This is a genomic window from bacterium (assembly GCA_030247525.1).
Taxonomy (GTDB): domain Bacteria; phylum Electryoneota; class JAOADG01; order JAOADG01; family JAOADG01; genus JAOTSC01.
Map to the genome: position 1 here is coordinate 1 of JAOTSC010000270.1, position 2520 is coordinate 2520.

At 47.9% G+C, this 2520-nt stretch carries 4 protein-coding genes; all 4 read right to left on the bottom strand.

The features are described from left to right. Positions 1-470 (bottom strand): glycine dehydrogenase (locus OEM52_14835; protein MDK9701409.1); only part of this gene is annotated, 470 nt, incomplete at its 3' end. A gap of 26 nt (positions 471-496) precedes the next feature. Further along, on the bottom strand, positions 497-874 hold the full coding sequence (gcvH, locus tag OEM52_14840) for a glycine cleavage system protein GcvH (protein ID MDK9701410.1): 378 nt from the start codon (positions 872-874) through the stop codon (positions 497-499). Between the two features lie 111 nt (positions 875-985). After that, positions 986-2341, bottom strand: coding sequence for an acetyl-CoA carboxylase biotin carboxylase subunit (gene accC / locus OEM52_14845; protein MDK9701411.1), 1356 nt, complete (start codon positions 2339-2341; stop codon positions 986-988). Further along, positions 2341-2520: acetyl-CoA carboxylase, biotin carboxyl carrier protein (locus OEM52_14850; GenBank protein ID MDK9701412.1), on the bottom strand; the 180-nt coding region annotated here is incomplete at its 5' end. The genes accC and OEM52_14850, both read right to left, overlap by 1 nt.

Consider the following 2520-nt stretch of genomic DNA (forward strand, 5'->3'; position numbering starts at 1 on the left):
GGCAACCCAGTCAAACGGGTCATTAACGACTGAAATTCATAAATACACTGCAGTGTACCTTGTGCCACTTCCGGTTGATACGGTGTATAAGCCGTATAGAATTCGGAACGTAGCAAGAGCGTATTGACTGCCGCGGCAACATAGTGTTCGTAACTCCCCATGCCAGCAAAACAAATTGCCTTATCGCCGGTTTGGTTTTTTCCTGCCATCTTTTGGAAGGCTTTGCGGACTTCCATCTCAGACCAACCATCGGGTAATTCTAATTCATCCTGCAAACGGATCGACGTGGGGAGGTTCTGGAAAAGCTCGTCGATCGACGCAACACCAATTGCGGAAAGCATCGCCGAGCGATCTTCGGCGGTATGTGGTATGTAAGACATCTTCTCAGCCTTGCTGCCGGTAGCAGTTATCGATTTTTTTGGATCGACCAACCGGCGAAACAGTTCAGCGGACGATAAACACGCGTCCATTTTTTGTGGATGTTTTGAAGCGCTGCTTAGTGTAGCGTCGTTTCATAGACAGAAGCGTCCATCAATTTTCCGACTTCTGACGGATCGCTCATTTCCACTTTCACAACCCAACCGTCGCCATAGCAATCTTGATTAATCTTTTGGGGATCGCTATCCAATGCAGTGTTGGCATCTACAATCTTCCCTGAAACCGGAGAATACATATCGGCAACGGTTTTTACCGCTTCGATTGTTAACAATGTGCCACCGGCTTTTATTTCCGTGCCAATTGCTGGTAGCGATAGAAAGACGATATCGCCTAATTCAGATTGGGCGTAATCGGATAATCCTACGGTTGCGATGTTACCATCGATTTTGCACCATTCATGACTGCTGGTGTACTTCAATGTGTTGGGGATATTCACGATGTACTCCTCAGTACGTTTGCGTCAATACGACGCAGATTTTTTTTCTTGGACGTTTTTTTCGTCCGACTGCTCTCATACTACGGTGAACCATGGTTCACCAGAAAATATTTATTTTAAAATCGTTGATTCCAGGAACGACGTATCATAATTCCCGGAAATAAATTTCGGGTTGTTCATAATCTTTTGAAACAATGGGATAGTCGTTTTTGGTCCTTCGATAATCGACTCTTCTAACGCGCGCCGCATTCTTGCCAGCGCTTCCGTCCGGTCAGCGCCAAAAACGATGAGCTTCCCAATCATGCTATCATAGTATGGAGGAATCTTGAATCCCTGATATGCACAACTATCGATTCGGATTCCTGGACCACCGGGGAAATGCAAGGCAGTAATCTCCCGCGGAGACGGCATAAAGTTTTTGTCAGGGTCTTCCGCATTGATGCGAACTTCGATGCAATGACCGCGCATGAAAACCTGCGATTGGGTCTTCGAAAGCTTTTGTCCAGCAGCGATTCGGATTTGTTCTTTCACCAAATCGACCCGGGTAATTTGTTCAGTAATTGGATGTTCGACTTGAATCCGGGTATTCATTTCGATGAAATAGAAGTTACCTTCTTTATCGTACACGAATTCCATCGTCCCTAACGAATCGTACCCCACCCTCAACGCACCTTGAACCGCCGCTTCACCCAATTTTGCCCGAATATCAGGCGTGACCACCGGTGACGGCGCTTCTTCGATCAACTTCTGGTGACGGCGTTGAACCGAACAATCGCGTTCGCCTAAATGAATTGCGTTACCGTATTTATCTCCGATAACCTGCACTTCAATGTGCCGCGGCTCGAGAATCAATTTTTCGAGATACAGATCGGCGCATGTAAAAGCTGATTCGGCTTCCGCACTGGCAATACCATAAATCGATTCCATCAATTCCGAGTCGCGAACGATTCGCATTCCACGACCGCCTCCTCCAGCAACCGCTTTCAGCAATACGGGATAACCGATTTGCTCAGCAATTTCCAAGGCTTCCTGTGCGCTCGATAAAATTCCTTCGGAACCGGGAACAACCGGAACACCGGCGGCTTTCATCGTTGCTTTCGCCAGCGATTTCTCGCCCATCATCCGGATTGCCTGTGGATGCGGCCCGACCCAGATTAAACCATTGGCAACGACTTGCTCGGCAAACTCGGCTCGCTCGGAAAGAAATCCATAGCCCGGATGTATCGCATCAGCGCCGGAAACTTCAGCAGCAGCAAGAATCCGCGGAACATTCAGATAGCTCTCATTCGATTGTGGCGGTCCAATACAAATCGCTTCGTCGGCAAATCGGACGTGTAGCGATTCCCGGTCAGCAGTTGAGTATACTGCAACGGTTTTTATACCAAGTTCTTTGGCAGCTCGCAAGATCCGCAACGCAATTTCGCCACGGTTTGCAATGAGAAGTTTTTTAATTGCTCGTTCGCTCACTACGGTTCAATCCTGAAGAGAACCGTGCCAAACTCGACCGGGGAGCCGTTTTTAACGCAGATTTCAGAAATCTTCCCGGTGGTCTCAGCTTCGATTTCATTCATCAACTTCATCGCTTCGATAATGCAAAGGGTTTGCCCTTCGCGCACATTGTCGCCCAGTCTTACATAGACGTCAGA